The sequence below is a fragment of the Streptomyces sp. NPDC002838 genome (assembly GCF_040295365.1).
Taxonomy (GTDB): domain Bacteria; phylum Actinomycetota; class Actinomycetes; order Streptomycetales; family Streptomycetaceae; genus Streptomyces.
This window is the reverse complement of record NZ_JBEOVF010000030.1, coordinates 1-20,785: the sequence shown is the minus strand read 5'-3', so window position 1 is coordinate 20,785 and position 20,785 is coordinate 1. Positions and strand designations below refer to the sequence as shown.

General features: G+C 68.9%; 20 protein-coding genes and 3 tRNA genes. 6 read left to right on the top strand and 17 right to left on the bottom strand.

Annotation, left to right across the window (positions count from 1 at the left end; translation table 11 throughout):
- Positions 1–47: 47 nt before the first annotated feature.
- From rpoB to ABT063_RS31670, 10 genes are all read right to left on the bottom strand, one after another.
- Positions 48–3,533, bottom strand: coding sequence for a DNA-directed RNA polymerase subunit beta (gene rpoB, locus ABT063_RS31715; RefSeq protein ID WP_351063083.1), 3,486 nt, complete (start codon positions 3,531–3,533; stop codon positions 48–50).
- A 559-nt stretch (positions 3,534–4,092) separates the two neighbouring features.
- Positions 4,093–4,479 (bottom strand): 50S ribosomal protein L7/L12, encoded by a 387-nt coding sequence (rplL, locus tag ABT063_RS31710; RefSeq protein WP_351063081.1) that lies wholly within the window; start codon positions 4,477–4,479, stop codon positions 4,093–4,095.
- Positions 4,480–4,605: 126 nt separating this feature from the next.
- Positions 4,606–5,136: a 50S ribosomal protein L10 gene (rplJ, locus tag ABT063_RS31705; protein ID WP_351063079.1), complete on the bottom strand. Its 531-nt coding sequence runs from the start codon at positions 5,134–5,136 to the stop codon at positions 4,606–4,608.
- 285 nt (positions 5,137–5,421) lie between these two features.
- The gene (locus ABT063_RS31700) at positions 5,422–6,264 is read right to left on the bottom strand and encodes an SCO4651 family lipoprotein (protein WP_351063077.1); all 843 of its coding nucleotides are present in this window, start codon (positions 6,262–6,264) and stop codon (positions 5,422–5,424) included.
- A gap of 100 nt (positions 6,265–6,364) precedes the next feature.
- On the bottom strand, positions 6,365–7,219 hold the full coding sequence (locus ABT063_RS31695) for an SCO4651 family lipoprotein (RefSeq protein ID WP_351063075.1): 855 nt from the start codon (positions 7,217–7,219) through the stop codon (positions 6,365–6,367).
- Positions 7,220–7,340: 121 nt separating this feature from the next.
- Positions 7,341–8,066: a 50S ribosomal protein L1 gene (rplA, locus tag ABT063_RS31690; protein ID WP_351063073.1), complete on the bottom strand. Its 726-nt coding sequence runs from the start codon at positions 8,064–8,066 to the stop codon at positions 7,341–7,343.
- A gap of 97 nt (positions 8,067–8,163) precedes the next feature.
- Positions 8,164–8,598, bottom strand: a complete 435-nt coding sequence (gene rplK / locus ABT063_RS31685; protein WP_053846805.1) for a 50S ribosomal protein L11 — start codon at positions 8,596–8,598, stop codon at positions 8,164–8,166.
- Between the two features lie 167 nt (positions 8,599–8,765).
- A complete protein-coding gene (gene nusG, locus ABT063_RS31680; RefSeq protein WP_351063071.1) occupies positions 8,766–9,590 on the bottom strand; it encodes a transcription termination/antitermination protein NusG in 825 nt (274 codons plus the stop codon).
- Between the two features lie 81 nt (positions 9,591–9,671).
- Positions 9,672–9,959, bottom strand: coding sequence for a preprotein translocase subunit SecE (secE, locus tag ABT063_RS31675; protein WP_351063069.1), 288 nt, complete (start codon positions 9,957–9,959; stop codon positions 9,672–9,674).
- A 112-nt stretch (positions 9,960–10,071) separates the two neighbouring features.
- A tRNA-Trp gene (locus ABT063_RS31670) sits at positions 10,072–10,144 on the bottom strand.
- 294 nt (positions 10,145–10,438) lie between these two features.
- On the opposite strand from ABT063_RS31670, the gene ABT063_RS31665 reads away from it, so the two are divergent.
- Both ABT063_RS31665 and ABT063_RS31660 read left to right on the top strand, forming a co-directional pair.
- Positions 10,439–11,665, top strand: a complete 1,227-nt coding sequence (locus tag ABT063_RS31665; RefSeq protein ID WP_351063067.1) for a pyridoxal phosphate-dependent aminotransferase — start codon at positions 10,439–10,441, stop codon at positions 11,663–11,665.
- A 119-nt stretch (positions 11,666–11,784) separates the two neighbouring features.
- On the top strand, positions 11,785–12,813 hold the full coding sequence (locus tag ABT063_RS31660; protein ID WP_351063065.1) for an adenosine deaminase: 1,029 nt from the start codon (positions 11,785–11,787) through the stop codon (positions 12,811–12,813).
- Positions 12,814–12,834: 21 nt separating this feature from the next.
- Here ABT063_RS31660 and ABT063_RS31655 read toward each other — a convergent pair whose 3' ends face one another.
- The 6 genes from ABT063_RS31655 to ABT063_RS31630 form a co-directional block, all read right to left on the bottom strand.
- Positions 12,835–13,890, bottom strand: a complete 1,056-nt coding sequence (locus ABT063_RS31655; RefSeq protein WP_351063063.1) for a UDP-N-acetylmuramate dehydrogenase — start codon at positions 13,888–13,890, stop codon at positions 12,835–12,837.
- Positions 13,891–13,976: 86 nt separating this feature from the next.
- Positions 13,977–14,405: a MaoC family dehydratase gene (locus ABT063_RS31650; RefSeq protein WP_351063061.1), complete on the bottom strand. Its 429-nt coding sequence runs from the start codon at positions 14,403–14,405 to the stop codon at positions 13,977–13,979.
- Between the two features lies 1 nt (position 14,406).
- Positions 14,407–14,859, bottom strand: coding sequence for an FAS1-like dehydratase domain-containing protein (locus ABT063_RS31645; RefSeq protein ID WP_351063059.1), 453 nt, complete (start codon positions 14,857–14,859; stop codon positions 14,407–14,409).
- Positions 14,860–14,985: 126 nt separating this feature from the next.
- Complete coding sequence (gene rpmG / locus ABT063_RS31640; RefSeq protein WP_003948671.1) at positions 14,986–15,150, bottom strand: 50S ribosomal protein L33; 165 nt, start codon at positions 15,148–15,150, stop codon at positions 14,986–14,988.
- 90 nt (positions 15,151–15,240) lie between these two features.
- A tRNA-Met gene (locus tag ABT063_RS31635) sits at positions 15,241–15,313 on the bottom strand.
- 46 nt (positions 15,314–15,359) lie between these two features.
- Positions 15,360–15,432, bottom strand: a tRNA-Thr gene (locus tag ABT063_RS31630).
- A gap of 250 nt (positions 15,433–15,682) precedes the next feature.
- Here ABT063_RS31630 and ABT063_RS31625 point away from each other — a divergent pair.
- The 3 genes from ABT063_RS31625 to ABT063_RS31615 all read left to right on the top strand — a co-directional run bounded on the left by ABT063_RS31625 (position 15,683) and on the right by ABT063_RS31615 (position 18,137).
- Positions 15,683–16,942 carry an amidohydrolase family protein gene (locus ABT063_RS31625; RefSeq protein WP_351063057.1) on the top strand — a complete coding sequence of 420 codons (1,260 nt, stop codon included), beginning with the start codon at positions 15,683–15,685 and terminating at the stop codon, positions 16,940–16,942.
- Between the two features lie 160 nt (positions 16,943–17,102).
- A complete protein-coding gene (locus tag ABT063_RS31620) occupies positions 17,103–17,759 on the top strand; it encodes an SDR family oxidoreductase (RefSeq protein ID WP_351063055.1) in 657 nt (218 codons plus the stop codon).
- A gap of 51 nt (positions 17,760–17,810) precedes the next feature.
- Positions 17,811–18,137: a nuclear transport factor 2 family protein gene (locus ABT063_RS31615; protein WP_351063054.1), complete on the top strand. Its 327-nt coding sequence runs from the start codon at positions 17,811–17,813 to the stop codon at positions 18,135–18,137.
- A gap of 13 nt (positions 18,138–18,150) precedes the next feature.
- Here the strand turns inward: ABT063_RS31615 and ABT063_RS31610 are convergent, their stop codons facing one another.
- Complete coding sequence (locus ABT063_RS31610; RefSeq protein WP_351063052.1) at positions 18,151–18,363, bottom strand: hypothetical protein; 213 nt, start codon at positions 18,361–18,363, stop codon at positions 18,151–18,153.
- A 150-nt stretch (positions 18,364–18,513) separates the two neighbouring features.
- On the opposite strand from ABT063_RS31610, the gene ABT063_RS31605 reads away from it, so the two are divergent.
- Positions 18,514–20,661: an MFS transporter gene (locus ABT063_RS31605; RefSeq protein WP_351063050.1), complete on the top strand. Its 2,148-nt coding sequence runs from the start codon at positions 18,514–18,516 to the stop codon at positions 20,659–20,661.
- Positions 20,662–20,785: the final 124 nt, after the last annotated feature.

Sequence of the window (20,785 nt, the reverse complement as noted above, 5' to 3'; positions counted from 1 at the left end):
GGGTCCTGGGGCCGGAGGCCTTCATGACGAAGGCCTCCGAACTCCCGTCAGACCTCTTCGACGCTGCTCGGCTCGCGCCGGGACAGGTCGATGCCAAGCTCCTCCGCAGCGCGGAAGACGTCCTCGTCGGTGTCGCGCATCTCGATGGACATGCCGTCCGAGGACAGCACCTCCACGTTGAGGCACAGGGACTGCATCTCCTTGATGAGCACCTTGAAGGACTCGGGGATGCCGGGCTCGGGGATGTTCTCGCCCTTGACGATGGCCTCGTAGACCTTCACGCGGCCGGTGACGTCGTCGGACTTGATGGTCAGCAGCTCCTGGAGGGCGTACGCGGCGCCATAAGCCTCCAGCGCCCACACCTCCATCTCGCCGAACCGCTGGCCACCGAACTGGGCCTTACCACCCAGCGGCTGCTGGGTGATCATCGAGTACGGGCCGGTCGAACGGGCGTGCAGCTTGTCGTCGACCAGGTGGTGCAGCTTCAGGATGTACATGTAGCCGACCGAGATCGGGTCCGGGAACGGCTCACCCGAACGGCCGTCGAACAGCCGCGCCTTGCCGGACGGGAGGACCATGCGGTCGCCGTCGCGGTTCGGGACGGTGTGCTCCAGCAGGCCGGCGAGCTCGTCCTCACGGGCACCGTCGAAGACCGGCGTGGCCACGTTGGTACGCGGCTCGACCCGGTCGGCGCCGATGACCTGGAGGCGCTGGGCCCACTCGTCCGCGAGGCCGGAGACGTCCCAGCCCTGGCTGGCGAGCCAGCCGAGGTGGATCTCCAGAACCTGTCCCGGGTTCATTCGGGACGGCACACCCAGCGGGTTGAGGATGATGTCGACCGGGGTGCCGTCCTCCAGGAACGGCATGTCCTCGATCGGCAGGATCTTCGAGATGACACCCTTGTTGCCGTGACGGCCGGCGAGCTTGTCACCGTCGGTGATCTTGCGCTTCTGCGCCACGTACACGCGCACCAGCTGGTTCACACCGGGGGGAAGCTCGTCGCCCTCCTCGCGGTCGAAGACGCGCACGCCGATGACCTTGCCGGTCTCGCCGTGCGGCACCTTCAGCGAGGTGTCACGGACCTCACGGGCCTTCTCACCGAAGATCGCGCGCAGCAGACGCTCCTCGGGGGTCAGCTCGGTCTCACCCTTGGGCGTGACCTTGCCGACGAGGATGTCACCGGCGATGACCTCGGCACCGATACGGATGATGCCGCGCTCGTCGAGGTCGGCGAGGACCTCCTCGGAGACGTTCGGGATGTCCCGGGTGATCTCCTCGGGGCCGAGCTTGGTGTCACGGGCGTCGACCTCGTGCTCCTCGATGTGGATCGAGGAGAGGACGTCGTCCTGCACGAGGCGCTGCGACAGGATGATCGCGTCCTCGTAGTTGTGACCCTCCCACGGCATGAACGCCACGAGCAGGTTCTTGCCCAGCGCCATCTCGCCCTGCTGGGTGGCCGGACCGTCGGCGAGGACCTGGCCCTCGATGATCCGGTCGCCCTCGTGGACGATGACCTTCTGGTTGACCGAGGTGCCCTGGTTGGAGCGGGCGAACTTGGCCAGGCGGTACGTGATGTACGTGCCGTCGTCGTTGGCGGTGGTGATGTAGTCCGCGGAGACCTCCTGGACCACACCGGACTTCTCGGCCTTGACGACGTCGCCGGCGTCGACCGCGGAGCGGTACTCCATGCCGGTGCCGACGAGCGGGGACTCCGCCTGGATCAGCGGAACGGCCTGGCGCATCATGTTCGCGCCCATGAGGGCACGGTTGGCGTCGTCGTGCTCCAGGAACGGGATCATCGCGGTCGCGACCGACACCATCTGGCGCGGCGAGACGTCCATGTAGTCCACGTCGTCACCGGCGACGTAGTCGACCTCACCGCCACGGCGGCGGACCAGGACGCGGTTCTCGGCGAACCGCATGTCGTCGTTGAGCGTGGCGTTGGCCTGCGCGATGACGAACCGGTCCTCTTCGTCGGCCGTGAGGTAGTCGACCTCGTCGGTGACGACACCGCCGGTGACCTTGCGGTACGGCGTCTCCACGAAACCGAACGCGTTGACGCGGCCGTAGGAGGCGAGCGAGCCGATCAGACCGATGTTCGGGCCTTCAGGGGTCTCGATCGGGCACATACGGCCGTAGTGCGACGGGTGCACGTCACGGACCTCGAAGCCGGCCCGCTCACGGGAGAGACCACCCGGGCCAAGAGCCGACAGACGGCGCTTGTGGGTGAGACCCGACAGCGGGTTGTTCTGGTCCATGAACTGCGACAGCTGGCTGGTGCCGAAGAACTCCTTGATGGAGGCGACGACCGGCCGGATGTTGATCAGGGTCTGAGGCGTGATCGCCTCGACGTCCTGAGTGGTCATCCGCTCGCGGACGACACGCTCCATACGCGCCAGACCCGTACGGACCTGGTTCTGGATGAGCTCGCCGACGCTGCGCAGACGGCGGTTGCCGAAGTGGTCGATGTCGTCGGTCTCGACGACGATCGTCTGACCGCTGTCGCCGACCGTCTCGGTCTCGCCCGCGTGCAGCTTCACCAGGTACTTGATCGTCGAGATGATGTCCTCGACGGTCAGGATGCCCGCGTCCAGCGGAGCGTCCGCACCCAGCTTCTTGTTGACCTTGTAGCGGCCGACCTTGGCGAGGTCGTAGCGCTTGGGGTTGAAGTAGAGGTTCTCGAGCAGCGTCTGCGCGGCCTCACGCGTCGGGGGCTCACCCGGACGCAGCTTGCGGTAGATGTCCAACAGCGCGTCGTCCTGGCCCTGGGTGTGGTCCTTCTCCAGGGTGGCGCGCATGGACTCGTACTCGCCGAACTCCTCGAGGATCTGCTCGGTGGTCCAGCCGAGCGCCTTCAGGAGGACGGTGACGGACTGCTTGCGCTTGCGGTCGATGCGCACACCGACCATGTCGCGCTTGTCGATCTCCATCTCCAGCCAGGCGCCCCGGGAGGGGATGATCTTGGCGGAGAAGATGTCCTTGTCGGACGTCTTGTCGATGGAGGAGTCGAAGTAGACACCCGGCGAACGGACCAGCTGCGACACCACGACACGCTCGGTGCCGTTGATGACGAAGGTGCCCTTGTTCGTCATGAGCGGGAAGTCGCCCATGAAGACGGTCTGGGACTTGATCTCGCCGGTCTCGTTGTTGGTGAACTCAGCCGTGACGAAGAGCGGAGCGGCGTACGTGAAGTCGCGCTCCTTGCACTCGTCGATGCTGTTCTTCGGCGGCTCGAAACGGTGGTCGCGGAAAGTCAGCGACATCGACCCGGAGAAGTCCTCGATCGGAGAGATCTCCTCGAAGATCTCCTCCAGGCCGGACTTGGTGGGGACGTCCTGACCGGACTCCAGAGCCGCCTCGACCCGACTCTGCCAGGCGGTGTTGCCGAGCAGCCAGTCGAAGCTCTCGGTCTGCAGCGCGAGCAGGTTCGGAACCTCGAGGGGCTCCTTGATCTTTGCAAAGGAGATGCGCAGCGGGGCGGTGCTGGCGCCGTTGTTCGTATTCGCGGTCGAGGCAGTGCGCGAGGCGGCCAAGAGGGGGTCCTTCCGAGGGCTCGGACTCACTACGCGCGTACCGGTCCCTCTCCCGCACACAGAGACAGAGATCCCAGGTCGGGGATATCTGATCGTCGGTGTCCAAGCGAGGGCATGCCCCTGGTGACGGGCAGGAGGCAGCTAACAGGCAGCGCAAAGGGTCAGTGTAGCCACTTGGCACACTGATGTCCAGTCCGGGTTTTTGAGACCCTCGTTGTTCTCAACACCTTCGGCAAGCCCACGTCCTCAACGCACGTTGATACTGCCCTCTTCGCCGTCGATCCATGCCTCGGATTCGGATCCTTGTGACGACGCGTCCTGAGAATTGCGCGCTGCGTGCGGTTCGTCAAGGCCCCCCTTGCTCGGACCGGGTGCTGCGCTCGTCACTTGCGGCCTGCACCGGGGACGCCCGGAGACACGACGAAGATCACCATACTCCGCACGAACGTCGGTGCAAGGCAGCCACCGCCGAACCCCGGAACGCCGAAGAGCGACCACCCGGATGGATGATCGCTCTTCGGCGCTTGAGCGTTACAGGGTCCGTACGACCCCGAAGGTCTTACTTGACCTCGACGGAGGCGCCGGCGCCCTTGAGGGCCTCGGCGGCCTTGTCCGCGGCCTCCTTGGCGACCTTCTCGAGAACGGGCTTCGGGGCGCCGTCCACGAGGTCCTTGGCCTCCTTCAGGCCCAGGGAGGTCAGCTCACGCACGACCTTGATGACCTGGATCTTCTTGTCACCGGCGCCGGTGAGGACGACGTCGAACTCGTCCTGCTCGGCCTCGGCCTCGGCCGGGGCACCCGGGGCACCCGGGGCGACGGCGATGGCGGCCGGGGCGGCAGCGGTGACGTCGAACTTCTCCTCGAACGCCTTCACGAACTCGGAGAGCTCGATGAGGGTCATCTCCTCGAACTGCGCGAGCAGGTCTTCCTGGCTGAGCTTCGCCATGAGGGGCGATCCTTCCACTAATTCGGCAGGTGCCGGATGTACATGTCTGGCGGGCGTACGTTCGGCCCGCTACGACCACTGCCTCGGGCGAGCCGCCTCGAGGCCGCGGTCATTTCGCGAGCCGAATTACTCGGCACCGCCCTGCTCGTCCTGCTTGGCGCGAAGAGCGTCCACGGTACGGACGAGCTTCGACGGCAGCGCCTGGAAGACAGCGGCAGCCTGCGACTGCTTGCCCTTCATGGCACCGGCCAGCTTGGAGAGCAGAACCTCGCGGGACTCGAGGTCCGCAAGCTTCTTGATGTCGTCGGCGGACAGCGCCTTGCCGTCAAGGACACCGCCCTTGATGACGAGGTTGGGGTTGTCCTTGGCGAAGTCACGAAGACCCTTCGCCGCCACGACCGGGTCACCGGTCACGAAGGCGACGGCCGACGAACCCGTGAAGAGGTCGTCGATCGTGGTGATCCCGGCCTCATTGGCCGCAATCTTGGTCAGCGTGTTCTTCGCCACGCGGTAGTGAGCGTTCTCACCGAGTGAACGACGCAGCTGTTGGAGCTGCGCGACGGTGAGACCGGTGTACGCGGTAACGACGGCGCCGTTGGAGTTGCGGAACTTGTCCCGCATCTCCACGACAGCATCGACCTTGTCAGGCCTCGCCATGAGCCTCAGCCTCCTTCCGGGTGATGACGACCGCTCGGAAGGGGCTGGGACAAACGAAACGCCCCGGCGCAGGCGCACGGGGCGTAGCTCGACCGGCAATCGCTGCGCGAGCAGCGAACTGACGGGAGCACTTCCACAGTCACCTGCGCGGGTCGTCCGCGGATTTCAGCGGATCCTTCGGCCACCGGGCACTCTCACGAGCGCACGGCAACGACCAGCGGTCTTTGGCTTCTTTAGGAGAGTACGCGACCGAATCGCGGTCAAGCAAATCCGGTCGTACGACGCTCAGCTCTGCGTTTCCTCCATCATCTCGGCGAGGTCCATCGTGTCCTTGGCGGGCGGGGCCGTGACCGTCACCGGCTCGTTGACGTCGAGGAAGGTGATGGTCATGTCGAGCGGGCCCTTGTCGCCGTCGCCCCGCATGCGGAACTGCCTGGTCTGGTCGTCACCGTCGACCCACATGTCCATCGTGACCGCGTCGACGCCCAGCTTCGTGAACTGGTCGAAGCGCCGCTCCCGGGTGGCGTCGTCCTCGCCCTTCAGGGACTCCCGGAGCTCCTTCATGGTGACCGTCCCCTTGTAGTGGGTGGTCTTCACTCCGTCGACGGTCTCGGTGCCGACGTCTTCCACATCCTTGGAGCCGGTGAGGAAGGTGGACTGATCGGCCGGGTTCCTGTCGGCCTGGCCCGCCCCCAACGACGGATCATTGAGTCCCTCGGCGCCCAGCTCGGACAGGTCGAACTTGAGCCAGCTCTTGCCGTCCATCTCCTCGGCGGCCGCGGCACCCCCACCGATGTACATGGCCTTGTCGACGAGCCGGATCTCCGCGGTGCCGTCCGCACCCTGGTCGAGCGCCGTCATCTTCATGCTCATGGCCACGGTGGGCTTCATACGCATCGCGGCGTCGGCCTTGACCCGGCCCTGCTCCGGCACCTTGCCGGTCATCCGGTACCGGAAGGACGTGATGTCCTCCGCGTTCTTGGCCGCCTTGGCGACGGCCGCCGCCGGCGTCATCTTCGGCGAGTCCTCGCCCATCGCACACCCCACCGCGCCGACGGCGAGGAGCAGTGCGGTCAGCCCGGCACCCGCTGCTCGGCGGCGCACGGAACGGCGTAAGGAAGCCCCCATAGTTTCCCCCCAAGGAACACACGGATTGTTCACAGCAATGCCGCGAGCGTATCCCAGGACACGGGAGCACACCCCTGAATTCCCAAGAGCCTCAGGAGGCTCAAGAGGTCGGCCCACCCTGCTTCTCCAGCAGTTCTCTGAAGTCCTCGGTGTCACCGGCCGGAGGCCGCTCGGCGGAGACCTTCACGCCGTAGTCGCTGTAGTGGGCCGTCTGGGTCAGCTCGCCGCTCGCCGTCCGTCCCTTCTCGACCTTCTTGACCAGCAGATCCTGGTCGTTGACCCAGATGTCGACGGTCTCGGTGGTGACACCGGCGTGTTGGAGCTGCTTCCTCAGCTCCGCGTCGGCGACGTCCGCCACCGTCACCGTGCCGGAGTAGTGGGTGGTGGCCTGTCCGTCCACCGTCTCCTCTCCGACCTTCCGCACGTCATCGGAGTCCAGCAGCAACTTCACCGACTGGTTCGGCGTGGTGTTGCGCAGTTGGTCCGCGAGGTTCGCGCCGCCACCGCCGAGGGCCTCGAGATCGTCGTACGCGTACTTGATCCAGTGCTTGCCGCCGGCCTTCTCGGCGAACGCGTCGCCCATCCGCGCGTAGTAGGCGTCGGACAGATAGCGGGCCTCCATCGACGTGATGCCGAGTCGGCGCATCGCCTCGGCCGTGGTGCCGCCGGTGTACGTGATCGTCAGGTCGCCGGTGAGGCCGTGGCCCCAGCCGAGGGCGCCGTCGGCCTCGATGGACAGCTCGGTGCCCATGACCGTCGTGGACCGCACCCGGGCCGACTCGGCGCGGTCGGTGGACCGCTCGGCGGACCGCAGAGCCGTCCGGGAGACGGAGGTCGCCCCGCGGTCCCCGTCGGGCTCTTGGGAGGAGCCGGAGGAGGTACCGGAGGTACACCCCGCCAGCGTGGCCGCCACCGCGGCCGCGAGGGCGACGCGGCGCCCGCCCGTGCACTTCATACGTCCCCCTGTGCCATCGCCCTGTCCGCACGCTAACCCAGGGCACGGCACCCACACATGGGAACGGGCCCCGCACCTCGGAAGGTGCGGGGCCCGTCGCCGACAGGGCGAGCCGTCAGGCTCAGACCGCGGCCGGGTCCTCCTCGACGAGGAGGTTGCGGGTGCGGTTCGGGTCGACCGGGATGCCGGGGCCGATCGTGGTGCTGATCGCGGCCTTCTTGATGTAGCGACCCTTGGCGGCGGACGGCTTCAGACGGAGGATCTCCTCCAGCGCCGCGCCGTAGTTCTCCACCAGCTTGGTGTCGTCGAAGGACGACTTGCCGATGATGAAGTGCAGGTTCGAGTGCTTGTCGACGCGGAACTCGATCTTGCCACCCTTGATCTCGGTCACGGCCTTGGCCACGTCCGGGGTCACGGTGCCCGTCTTCGGGTTCGGCATCAGACCACGCGGGCCGAGGACACGGCCGAGGCGGCCGACCTTGCCCATGAGGTCCGGGGTGGCGACGACGGCGTCGAAGTCCAGACGGCCCTTCGACACCTCGTCGATCAGCTCGTCGGCGCCGACGATGTCGGCGCCCGCGGCACGAGCGGCCTCGGCACGGTCACCGGTCGCGAAGACCAGGACCCGGGCGGTCTTACCGGTGCCGTGCGGGAGGTTCACGGTGCCACGGACCATCTGGTCGGCCTTGCGCGGGTCGACACCCAGACGGAAGGCGACCTCGACGGTGCCGTCGAACTTGGTCGTGGAGGTCTCCTTGGCGAGACGGACGGCCTCGAGCGGGGCGTACAGCTTCTCCCGGTCGATCTTGGCGTCCGCAGCGCGGAGAGCCTTGCTGCGCTTGCTCACAACTGCTCCTGTGGGTTCTGAAAGGAGTCGTGGTACGGGCCGAGCAGGCCCTGCCACGTGCGGCCTCGCGAGCCGCATGGTTCTACGAAGGTGGGGTTCAGCCCTCGACCGTGACGCCCATGGAACGCGCGGTACCGGCGATGATCTTCGCGGCGGCGTCCAGGTCGTTGGCGTTGAGGTCGGGCATCTTGGTGGTGGCGATCTCGCGGACCTGCGCCTCGGTGATCTTGGCGACCTTGGTCTTGTGCGGCTCGCCGGAGCCCTTCTCCACGCCCGCGGCCTTGAGGATCATCTTGGCGGCCGGCGGCGTCTTGGTGATGAAGGTGAAGGAACGGTCCTCATAGACCGTGATCTCCACCGGGATGACCCAACCGCGCTGCGACTCGGTCGCGGCGTTGTAGGCCTTGCAGAACTCCATGATGTTGACGCCGTGCTGACCCAGCGCCGGGCCGACCGGCGGGGCCGGGTTGGCGGCGCCGGCCTGGATCTGGAGCTTGATGAGCCCCGTGACCTTCTTCTTCTTGGGAGGCATTGCTCTCCGGGTCCTTTCGATTCGGGTCTACCCCCACCCGGGTCGCGTCCCGGCTGAAGGCATACCGCACAACGATAACGGGTATAGATGCGCGGCCAAAAACCGAGCAGGTCAGACGAGCTTTGACAGCCCGCCTGACCTGGTCGGAAGCGTACGTCCAGTGAGAACTAGTTCTTCTGGATCTGGTCGAAGGAGAGCTCGACCGGCGTCTCGCGGCCGAAGATCTCCACGAGACCCTTGACCTTCTTCGAGTCGGCGTTGATCTCGTTGATGGTGGCCTGCAGCGTGGCGAACGGGCCGTCGGTGACGGTGACCGAGTCGCCCACCTCGAAGTCCAGCACCTGGACCTCGACCTTGCGCTGCGGAGCCGGCTTGCCCTCGGCCTCGGCGGCCTCGCGGGCGGCCTTCTCCTCGGCCTCCGGGGCGAGCATCTTGACGATCTCGTCCAGGGTCAGCGGGTACGGGTCGTAGGCGTTGCCCACGAAGCCGGTGACGCCGGGGGTGTTGCGGACGACGCCCCAGGACTCGTTCGTCAGGTCCATGCGCACCAGCACGTAGCCGGGGAGCTTGTTCTGGCGGATAGTCTTGCGGTCGCCGTTCTTGATCTGGACGACCTCTTCCTGCGGCACCTCGGCCTGGAAGATGTAGTCCTCGACGTTCAGCGAGACTGCGCGCTGCTCGAGGTTGGTCTTCACTCGGTTCTCGTAGCCGGCGTAGGTGTGGATGACGTACCACTCGCCGGGCAGGGTCCGCAGTTCCTCGCGCAGGGCGGCGACGGGGTCGACGGGCTCGGCCTCTTCTTCCTCTTCGGCCTCTGCCTCGTCCTCGACGTGTACGGCGGCTTCCTCGGCGGGCTCGCTCGCCTCGGCGTCCGCAGCCTCGACCTCGTCCAGGTCCTCGTCCGCACCTTCGACGATGTCGAGCTCGTCTTCCACGGACTCGACGTCCTGCCCGCGTGGCTCAACGGCGTCGTTCAGGTTCTGGTCAGACACGGTGGCTGCTTCTTCCTGGATACATAGGGGTGGAACATGCGAAAGGGGCGCCGGTAACCCGCGGCGCCCTTCGCTCTTTGCTCAGCCGAAGACGTACTTGGCGGCGTGGTCGAATCCATAGTCAATCAGGGTCACCAGGCCGATCATGATGATGACGAAGATGATCACCACGGTCGTGTATGTCGTCAGCTGGTTGCGCGTGGGCCAGACAACCTTGCGGAGCTCCGCAACGATCTGGCGGTAGAAGAGCGCGAGGCGCTTCAGCGGGCCCTTCTTGGCGCGCTTGCCACCCTTACGAGTCTTCTTCTTGGACTCCGGCGCCTCGTCCTGGGCATCAGGCATGTCGATGGAGCCCACGGCGTCCGTCACTCGTCCTCACCTGATTCCGGGTCGTGGCCGTGCCGCGCCCGGTCTGAGCCGCACGGCGGTGCATTGCTGTACGTACATGCGCACACACACATTCTGGCTAAGAAGTGTGTAGCAGGGCCGGAGGGACTTGAACCCCCAACCGCTGGTTTTGGAGACCAGTGCTCTACCAATTGAGCTACGACCCTTTGTGTGCCCCCCAACGTACCGCATCCAACCGGGTGCTCGGTGTGCACCGGTTCAGCGCGAGCTGTTGAAGGCCAACGAGGTGAGAGTGTACGTGTTCCGGGGCCGGTCGTCGAACAGAAAGTGCCCGTAGGGGCTGTGCGGAGGGAAGAACGGCGGCGGAACGGCATCAGATCGGCCGAAGATCGCCCTGGCCGCGAGCGGGTTCCGGACGGGTGTTCTGGGGTTTGCCCGCACATGTTCAGTCTGTGAAACCCGCGTGCCGGGTGAGTTTCCGGTCTGAAACGATGGGCCCCATGAGCGCTGCAATCCCTCCCACCGAGCGCCGGGTCTCCGCCCGAGTCGGCGCGATCTCCGAGTCCGCCACCCTCGCCGTGGACGCCAAGGCCAAGGCCCTCAAGGCCGCCGGGCGTCCGGTGATCGGCTTCGGCGCCGGCGAGCCCGACTTCCCGACCCCGGACTACATCGTCGAGGCCGCCATCGAGGCCTGCAAGAACCCGAAGTACCACCGCTACACGCCGGCCGGCGGCCTGCCCGAGCTGAAGGCCGCGCTCGCCGCGAAGACCCTGCGTGACTCCGGCTACGAACCGGACGTCTCGCAGATCCTGGTCACCAACGGCGGCAAGCAGGCGATCTACGAGGCCTTCGCCGCGATCCTGGACCCGGGCGACGAGGTCATCGTCCCGGCCCCGTACTGGACGACCTACCCCGAGTCGATCCGTCTCGCGGGCGGCGTCCCCGTCGAGGTGGTCGCCGACGAGACGACCGGCTACCGCGTCTCGGTCGAGCAGCTGGAGGCCGCCCGTACGGACCGGACGAAGGTCGTCCTCTTCGTGTCGCCGTCCAACCCGACGGGCGCGGTCTACAGCGAGGCCGAGACCGAGGCGATCGGCCGCTGGGCCGTCGAGCACGGCCTGTGGGTGCTGACCGACGAGATCTATGAGCACCTCGTCTACGGCGACGCGGTGTCCGTCTCCCTGCCGGCCCTCCTGCCCGAGCTGCGCGACAAGTGCATCGTGGTCAACGGCGTGGCGAAGACGTACGCCATGACGGGCTGGCGCGTGGGCTGGATCATCGGCCCGAAGGACGTCGTGAAGGCGGCCACGAACCTGCAGTCGCACGCCACGTCGAACGTCTCGAACGTGGCCCAGGCCGCCGCCCTCGCCGCCGTCTCCGGCAACCTGGACGCGGTCGCGAAGATGCGCGAGGCCTTCGACCGGCGCCGCAAGACGATCGTGCGGATGCTGAACGAGATCGACGGCGTCCTCTGCCCCGAGCCCGAGGGCGCCTTCTACGCCTACCCCTCGGTGAAGGGCCTGCTGGGCAAGGAGATCCGCGGCAAGCGCCCGCAGGACACGGTCGAGCTGGCCGCGCTGATCCTGGAGGAGGCCGAGGTCGCGGTCGTCCCGGGCGAGGCCTTCGGCACGCCGGGCTACCTGCGGCTGTCGTACGCCCTGGGCGACGAGGACCTCGTCGAGGGCGTGAGCCGGATCCAGAAGCTGCTGGCGGAGGCTCGCGACTGAAGTCTGGCGGGAGGACCACCCCTGAACGTCGAGGGGTGGTCCTCTGTCGTTTGTGCGAGCAAGACCACGTTCGGGGAAAGCGCTACCGGGACGACAGCAACGTACGGCAGGATCCTGGAATGGAGCGTGTACGTGATGTCTCTGAGCTGCCGAAAGCCCATCTGCACCTGCACTTCACCGGGTCGATGCGACCGACCACCGTGCTGGAGCTCGCCGACAAGTACGGCGTACGGCTGCCCGAGGCGCTGACCGAAGCACTGACCAGTGGGGAGCCGCCGAGACTGCGGGCGACGGACGAGCGCGGCTGGTTCCGCTTCCAGCGCCTGTACGACGCGGCGCGCTCGTGTCTCAGGGAACCGGAGGACATCCAGCGCCTGGTCCGGGAGGCGGCCGAGGAGGACCTCAGGGACGGCTCGGGCTGGCTGGAGATCCAGGTCGACCCGACCTCGTACGCCCCACGCCTGGGCGGTCTGATCCCGGCCCTGGAGGTCATCCTCGACGCGGTGGACACGACGATGCGGGAGACCGGCCTGGGGATGCGTGTCCTGGTGGCCGCGAACCGTATGAAGCACCCGCTGGACGCGCGCACGCTGGCCCGGCTGGCGGTGCGGTACGCGGACCGGGGCGTGGTCGGTTTCGGTCTGTCGAACGACGAACGCCGGGGCATGGCACGGGATTTCGACCGGGCCTTTGCGATCGCCCGCGAGGGGGGTCTGTTGTCGGCGCCGCACGGCGGCGAGCTGACCGGCCCGTTGTCGGTCCGGGACTGTCTGGACGACCTGGACGCGCACCGGATCGGGCACGGGGTGCGGGCGGCCGAGGATCCGCGGCTGCTGAAGCGCCTGGCCGACCGGGGCGTGACCTGCGAGGTGTGCCCGGCCTCGAACGTGGCCCTGGGCGTGTACGAGAAGCCGGAGGACGTGCCCCTGCGCACCCTCTTCGAGTCGGGCGTCCCGATGGCCCTGGGCGCGGACGACCCGCTCCTGTTCGGGTCCCGGCTGGCGGCCCAGTACGAGATCGCCCGCCACCACCATGACTTCACGGACGCCGAGCTGGCGGAACTGGCCCGCCAGTCGGTACGGGCCTCGGCGGCGCCGGAGGAGATGAAGACCAAGCTGCTGGCCGGGGTGGACGACTGGCTCGCCTAGCTCCTCACGAGCCCTGCCGGTCTACAGGCTGACGCCGACCGTCACCGGCTCGTTGACCAGTGTGATCCCGAAGGCGTCGCGGACGCCGGCGACTACCTCGCGGGCCAGTGCGAGCAGGTCCTCGGTGCTCGCCCCGCCCCGGTTGGTGAGGGCGAGCGTGTGCTTCGTGGAGATCCGGGCCGGTCCGGTGCCGTAGCCCTTGGTGAAGCCCGCCTTGTCGATCAGCCAGGCGGCGGAGGTCTTGGTGTGCCCCTCCCCCGCCGCGTACGCCGGCGGCCGCACGCCGTCGCCCAGCCGCTCCCGCACGCGCGCGTGGAAGGCGGCGAACTCCTCGTCGGTGAGGATCGGGTTGGTGAAGAAGGACCCGGCCGACCAGGTGTCGTGGTCCTCGGGGTCCAGGACCATGCCCTTCCCGGAGCGCAGCTTCAGGACGGTGTCGCGGGCGTCGGCGAGCGGCACGCGGTCGCCGGCTTCCACGCCCAGCGCCCGGGCCGTCTCGGCGTACTTGAGGGGCCCTGACAGGCCCCTCGCGTCCTCCAGTTCGAAGCGGACGCGCAGGACGACGTACCGCTCGGGGTCGGCCTTGAAGCGGCTGTGGCGGTAGGAGAAGGCGCATTCCGCGTTCGTCAGCGTGACCGTTTCCCGCGCATGGCGGTCGTAGGCGACGACCTCGGTGATCGTCGACGAGACCTCCTGGCCGTACGCCCCCACGTTCTGGATGGGGGTCGCGCCCGCCGAGCCCGGGATGCCGGCGAGGCACTCGACGCCGGCGAGATCCGCCTCGACGGTCCGGGCGACGGCGTCGGTCCACACCTCGCCGGCGGCCAGCTCCAGCCGGGTGCCGTCGAGCGTGAAGCCCTTGGTGGCGATGACGAGCGCGGTGCCCGCGAAGCCCTCGTCGCCGATGACCAGGTTCGAGCCGCCGCCGATGAGGAGCAGCGGTGTCCCGCTGTCGTCGGCCTCGCGGACCACGGCGATGACCTCGGCGTCGGTCGTCGCGTAGACCAGCCGGGTCGCCGGTCCGCCCAGCCGGAAGGTGGTCAGTGGGGCGAGGGGGGCGTCGTGGAGTTCCTGCACGCGCCCAAGACTACGAGACGGCACTGACAGCACCGTCACGGTCGAACGGCCCGGCAGCCGGCCGAGCCGTTCCCCGCGGTCGGCGCTCAGGCCAGTCGTACGACGGCCCGCGACATCCCCAGCACCTTCTGCCCGGCGCTGGTCGCCGTGAGGTCCACGCGGACCTTGTTGTCGTCGAGCTTGGCCGCGACCTTGCCGGTGACCTCGATCGTGGCGCCCTGGTCGTCGTTGGGGACGACGACGGGCCTGGTGAAGCGGACGCCGTACTCGACGACCGCACCCGGGTCGCCGGTCCAGTCGGTGACCAGACGGATCGCCTCGGCCATGGTGAACATGCCGTGCGCGATGACGTCCGGCAGCCCGACCTCCTTGGCGAACTTCTCGTTCCAGTGGATCGGGTTGAAGTCCCCGGAGGCGCCCGCGTACCGGACGAGGGTGGCGCGGGTCACGGGGAAGGACTGCCCGGGCAGCTCGGTGCCGACCTCGACGTCGTCGTAGGAGATCTTCGCCGTCATGTCAGGCCTCCTCGGCCGCGCGGGCGACCAGCTTCGTCCAGGCGGTCACGACGTGCTCGCCGGCCTCGTCGTGCACCTCGCCCCGGACGTCCAGGATGTCGTTGCCCGCCATGGACTTGATGGCCTCGATGGTCGTGGTGACGGTGAGCCGGTCACCGGCGCGCACCGGGCGGACGTAGGCGAACTTCTGGTCGCCGTGCACGACGCGGCTGTAGTCCAGGCCGAGCTGCGGGTCTTCGATGACCTGTCCGGCCGCCTTGAAGGTGATCGAGAAGACGAAGGTCGGCGGGGCGATCACATCGGGGTGGCCGAGCGCCTTGGCGGCCTCCGGGTCCGTGTACGCCGGGTTGGGGTCCCCCACCGCTTCCGCGAACTCACGGATCTTCTCCCGGCCCACCTCGTACGGGTCGGTGGGCGGATAGGTCCGCCCTACGAAGGACTGGTCGAGCGCCATGGCTCGGTACCTCCTGGATGTGTGCTGTGGTTGACCTGTAGTCGACCGGAACCGGACGGTAACCGGGGACCAAACGACGTGAGGCCGCCCCCCGACTGCGGGGGCGGCCTCACGTACGAGCCTGATTTATCGCGTCTCGCGGTGCGCGGTGTGCGCATTGCAACGCGGGCAGTGCTTCTTCATCTCAAGACGGTCCGGGTTGTTACGCCGGTTCTTCTTGGTGATGTAGTTCCGCTCCTTGCACTCCACGCAGGCCAGCGTGATCTTCGGGCGGACGTCGGTGGCAGCCACGTGAGTGCTCCTTGACGAACGGATAGAAATGGATTAACGCAAGAAAGAGTAGCCGATCGAAGGACCGACCCCACAATCGGCTACTGTCAGTAGCGGTGACCGGACTTGAACCGGTGACACAGCGATTATGAGCCGCTTGCTCTACCGACTGAGCTACACCGCTGTGATGCGATCGGGTCCCGCCTCGCGGCGGGAACCTCTCACACCAGAGCCCCAATACGGAATCGAACCGTAGACCTTCTCCTTACCATGGAGACGCTCTGCCGACTGAGCTATTGGGGCGAGCGATGAAGACATTACACGCTCGGCCGCCGTTCACCCAAATCCGTTTCGCGGCCTCCACCGGGCCCTGCGGCCCGGTCCTCCCATGAGCCACGGAGGCCTCTCGCGCAGGACGGACCACACCGGTACGACTATTGCGCTCCTCCGCGTCGCGAGCATGTCGTCACCCTAGGCTCGGACTCACTCTGAGTGATCTTCCGTCCCCTCGCGCGGTCCCCGAGCCCCGCAGCCCCCGAGCCCCTGGAACGCGATGCCCGACAGTCAGCCGCAGCCGTCCCACTCGTCGTCCTCGTCGTCAGGCCCGGCCGACCCCGCCTCGCTGCTGCTGTGCGGGGCGCGGCTCACCGATGGCCGGACCGTGGACGTACGGCTGGGCGGTGGGCGCATCGAGGCCGTCGGGACGGCCGGGAGCCTCGCGGTGGACGGCACGCGCGCGTGTGGCGCGCACGTGGACCTCAGTGGCTATCTGCTCCTGCCGGCTCCGGCCGAGCCGCACGCCCACGCCGACACCGCGCTGTCGGGCGAGGGTGAGGGACCGGTGTCGTACGACGTCCAGGACGTCCAGCGCCGGGCCACCGAGGCCGCTCTGCTGCAGGTGGGGCACGGGGCGACCGCGCTGCGGGCACACGTGCGCGTGGGGGACGTCCAGGGGCTCGGCGCGCTGGCCGCCGTACTGCAGGCGCGGCGGGCGCTGCGCGGGCTCACCGAGCTCGCGACGGTGGCGATGCCGAGGGTGCTGACCGGGGTGGCCGGGGCCGACAGTCTCGCGATGCTGCGGGACGCGGTGAAGATGGGCGCCTCCGTGGTGGGCGGTTGTCCCGATCTCGACCCCGATCCGACGGGCTACGTCCAAGCGGTCCTCGAGGTCGCCTCGGAGCATGGCTGCCCCGTCGACCTGCACACCGACGCCACCGACCCCGCGCGTCTGTCCCGTCTCGCGGCGATGGCGGGCGGGCTGCGCCCCGGGGTGACGCTCGCCCCGTGCGGCGGCCTGAGCCGGCTGCCCGCCGAGACGGCCGGCCGCACCGCCGACCAGCTCGCGGCCGCCGGCGTGGCGGTGGTGTGCCTGCCGCAGGGCGGCTGCGGGGGCGTCGAGCGCCGGGGCACCGCACCGGTACGACTGCTGCGCGCGGCCGGGGTGCGGGTGACCGCGGGCAGCGGCGCCCTGCGTGACGTGTCGAACCCGGTGGGGCGCGGCGATCCGCTGGAGGCGGCTTATCTGCTGGCGTCCCGTCACGGGCTGCGCCCCGAGGACGCGTACGACGCGGTGAGCACGTCGGCGCGGGCGGTGCTGGGCCTGCCGGAGGTGCGGGTGGAGGCGGGATTCCCGGCCGAGTTGCTGGCTGTGCGCGGCGACCGGCTGGCGGGGGCGCTGTCGCTGGCGTACAGCCGGATCGTGGTGCACCGGGGGCGCGTGGTGGCACGCACGAGCGCGGTGCGGGAGTACTGCAACTCGGCGGCCACTGGGGAGCTGGGGTTGCCTCGGCAGGGGCGGGGAGAGGTGTCGTAAGGGGCGGATTGGGCGTGCGGCTTCTTGGCGGCGTGCGCCGGGGGCGTGCATCTGGAGCTTGGGCGCCCCGTGTACGCCCCGACGCCCGTGAGCGCGTGGTTCCTGGGGCCTGGCCGAAGTCGTGCGGCGGATGCGGCCGTCCGGGCGTACGGTCGAAGGCATGCGCATTGTCATCGCTGGTGGTCATGGTCAGATCGCGCTGCGGCTGGAGCGGCTGCTCGCCGCGCGCGGGGACGAGGTCGCGGGGATCATCCGCCGCGCCGAACAGGGCGACGATCTGCGGGAGGTCGGCGCCGAACCGGTCCTGCTGGACCTGGAGTCGGCCTCGGTCGAGGAGGTCGCGGCGCAGCTGCGGGGCGCCGACGCGGCGGTCTTCGCGGCGGGCGCGGGCCCGGGCAGCGGGGTGGCCCGCAAGGACACGGTGGACAAGGGCGCGGCGGTGCTGTTCGCGGACGCGGCGGTCCAGGCGGGCGTACGGCGGTTCCTGGTCGTGTCGTCCATGGGCGCCGACCCGGCGCACGAGGGCAGCGAGGTCTTCGACGTCTACTTGCGCGCCAAGGGCGAGGCCGACGCGTACGTGACCGGCCTGGACGCCCTGGACTGGACGATCCTGCGCCCCGGCGCGCTGACGGACGACGCCGGCACCGGCCTCGTACGCCTGGAGGCGCACACGGGCCGCGGCCCGATTCCGCGCGACGACGTGGCCGCCGTACTCGCGGAGTTGCTGGACACTCCGGCGACGGCAGGTCTGACCCTGGAGCTGGTCGCCGGGAAGACGCCGGTGTCGGTGGCGGTCAAGTCGGTGGCGGGGAACTGAGGGTGGGCGCCGAGGGGGGTTCCGGCCGCGCGGGAGGCGCTGCTGCGGCGGATGTACGAGGTCTTCTCCACTGACGAGCGGGACGCCTTCGTCCCGCACTGCCTGTCCCCGGACGTGGACTGGCCGAACATGCTGGACGGGGTCCGGGTGCACGGCCGCGAGGCGGTACGCGCGTACCGGGCACGGCAGTTCGCGGCCGGGCATCCCCTCGTACGGCTGGAGGGGCTGCGGCTCGACGGGGACGGCGAAGCGGTCGTGGCGACCGTACGGACCGGGATGCGGGACGCGTCGGGCGAGCGGTGGGCGAAGGGGACCGTCGAGCACGTGTACCGGTTCGCCGGGGACGGGTTGGTGACGCGGATGGACGTAAGGCCTTAGGGGCTGGGGCGGTCTAGAACAGAGGCAACTGTCCGGGGAATTCGGGGACGGCGTACCCGTCCAACGACGGCTGGGCCGCCCCGAGTTCCGCCAGTCTCCGGGATCCCGGGCACGAGACGAGTTGCCCGCTCTCGCGTGCGCCGGGCGGGTCGTGCCGGGCGAAGCGTCCGGCGACAACGGCGATCTCGCGACGGCATTCGGGGCAGTGTCTGCGGCGCGTGGACATGGGGTCAGTGTGCCCCGGCAGGCGCACGGCTCCCCTCACCTCCAGCCCTTCACGGGGCGGCCACAGAATCCAACCATGCTTACTTAAGTCAATCAACTGACTTGGTTGGGCGTGTCGCGCTGCCACCGACGCCCACCGGAGGCTCGACCCATGTCCCATCCTCTTCCTCGACCCGTCGACGACCCGGAAGCCACGGCACCACGGCCCGGTGTCATCGTGGCGGTACTGGCCTTCGACGGGATCGTCGTCGCACTGATGCAGACGCTGGTGATCCCGATCGTCCCGGAGCTCCCACAGCTCCTGAACGCCCCCGCGTCTGACACCGCCTGGGCCGTCACCGCCACCCTGCTCGCCGCTGCCGTCGCCGTCCCGATGATGGGGCGGCTCGGTGACATGTACGGCAAGCGCCGCATGCTCCTGCTGAGCCTGGTCCTCCTGGTGGCCGGATCGATCGCCGCCGCCCTCAGCGACTCCCTGACCCCGATGATCGTCGGCCGACTGCTCCAGGGCACGGCGGGCGGTGTGATCCCGCTCGGCATCAGCATCATGCGGGACGAACTGCCCGCCGAACGGCTCGGTTCCGCGACCGCCATGATGAGCGCCTCCCTGGGGGTCGGCGCCGCCCTCCGCCTGCCTGCCGCCGCACTGATCGCCGACAACTTCGACTGGCACATGCTGTTCTGGAGCTCGGGCGCCATGGGCGCCGTCGCCCTCCTCCTGGTCCTGCTTCTCGTGCCCGAGTCCAAGGTGCGCACGGGCGGCCGATTCGATCTGATCGGCGGCCTCGGCATGGCGGCCGGCCTGGTCTGCCTGCTACTGGCCATCTCCAAGGGCGGCGACTGGGGCTGGGGCAGCGGCACGATCCTCGGTCTCTTCGCGGCGGCCGTCGTGATCCTGCTCGTGTGGGGCTGGCGGGAATTGCGCACGCAGCAGCCGCTGGTGGACCTGCGCACCACCGCCCGCCGCCAGGTGCTGTTCACCAACCTCGCCTCGATCGCCCTCGGCTTCGGCATGTTCGCGATGTCCCTGGTTCTTCCGCAGCTCCTACAGTTGCCTGAGGCGACCGGCTACGGTCTGGGCAAGTCGCTGCTCACCGCCGGTCTTGTCTTGAAGCCGTTCTCCGAGGGCAGGGCGACCGGACCGAGGTTGGTGGTCATCTGCGCCAGGATGACGCCCGCGACGGCGTCCTCGCCATCGGCGGCGGCGCGGCACTGCTGGCTTTCGCGCTCGCGGCGTTCATTCCGCGACGGGAGCCTGCGTCGGCGGACGGGGCGTCGGAGGGCGTGGGCGTGTTCAGCGAAGGGCCTGCGGCGGAGGACGTGGCCGGGGAGCCGTTGCCCGTGGGCGCGGTCGGCATGGGAGCCGTCGGCGTGGGTACGGAGGGCCCCAGGGCCGCGACCGCGCAGCTGGGACCCGGTCGCTACGGAGCCGGAGCCGACACGCCGGCACGCACCCTCTCTCACGTCGCCGACGGCCCTGCCGGGCGAGGGCGACGAGTACATCGCGGGCGTCGTCGAGGGCGGCGCCGTCGCCGACGGCATCCCGGTGAGCGGCCACGTCCTGGGCGCGGAGCGGGCCCCGGTGGCCGGCGCCGCGGTGACGTTGATCTCACTCGGCGGGAAGCAACTGGGCCGGTCGGTCTCGGGCGGCGACGGCACGTACGGCGTGGACGCGCCCGCTGCCGGTTCGTACGTCCTGATCGCCTCCGCCGACGGCTACCAGCCACAAGCCTCGACGATCGTCGTCGCCGGGGACGCGCCGGTGTCGTACGACGCCCTGCTGAGCGGCACCAGCGGCCTGGCCGGTGTGGTGCTGTCCGTCGACAGCGGGGCTCCGGTCGCGGAGGCCGTGGTCATCGTGACCGACGTCCGCGGGGACGTGCTGGCCACCGGACGCACCGGCGTCCTGGGCGAGTTCACCGTCACCGACCTGGTGCCGGGGACGGTGACCCTCGCGGTCAACTCCCCCAAGCACCGGCCGCTGGCCCTGCCCGTCGAGATCGGCGGCACCGGGATCACGCGCATCGAGGTCGAGCTACGGCCCGGCGCCCATGTGCGGGGCACGGTCCGCGGAGCGGGCACCCCGCTGGGAGACTCGCTGGTGACGCTGGTGGACGCCGCGGGCAACGTGGTCGCCACGACCACGACCGACCTCGACGGCGCATACGCCTTCTCCGACCTGGACGGCGGCGCGTACACGGTCACCGCGACGGGCTACCCGCCGCAGGCGACCACGGTGACGATCTCCGGCACCGGCGTGGACGACCACGACATCGAACTGGCCCACGCAGGCGAGTAGTTCGCGGCCGTACACACGAAGAAACCCCCCTTAGATTCAACCGGTCAAGGCAACACTCTCGGCTGGTGTGCGAAATCCCAGGCACTTGCGCGGACGGTTGTTGAGTTTCGTCGCGATGGCATCA